This is a genomic window from Erwinia sp. MYb416 (genome assembly GCF_037479575.1).
GTDB lineage: Bacteria > Pseudomonadota > Gammaproteobacteria > Enterobacterales > Enterobacteriaceae > Erwinia > Erwinia rhapontici.
The window spans coordinates 1-506 of record NZ_JBBGYT010000241.1; the positions used below are offsets into that span (position 1 = coordinate 1).

The window sequence follows — 506 nt, forward strand, 5'->3', positions numbered from 1 at the left end:
CAGCTCCCTAGCTGACCAAAAAGCAGAGCTTGATGCTATCGAAAACCCCACGATTGAGCAGCAGGCTCAAGCCATAGCCATAGACCGCGCACCGACGATACACAGAGGCCGCTCAGGGAACCCAGAGAGACAAGAGCGTTTCGATATGCTGTATCAGGTGAAGCTGACAAAAGAAGAAGAGGCGATGTATTTCGGAGCTGCTGAACATCAAAAACCAAAACCCTCGCCTGATAAGGCGGCACCCACCGCCGGAACCGCGCCAGAAAGCGCTAAAACGGGCGGAGGGGCACATATCTTAAAAGCAACACTCAACGAGATAAGCGAAACAAATACACAGCTATTTAATATGGTCGTTTATGATAGCTATCAAAGCACACCAGAATCGAAAGCCAGGCTCGAAGCAGTTAAAGAGCAAATAGGTTTGAATGATGACACTAAGAAGCATGATGATAAAAATGACCAAACGCCAGCTGCAGGCCGCAGCAAAAAAGCGCCTGCCGCTAAGC

At 49.4% G+C, this 506-nt stretch carries 1 protein-coding gene; it reads left to right on the top strand.

The window, feature by feature from the left end:
* Positions 1 to 506, top strand: a 506-nt coding sequence (locus WH277_RS02240) for a hypothetical protein (RefSeq protein WP_339504164.1), incomplete at both ends; no start/stop codon positions are given.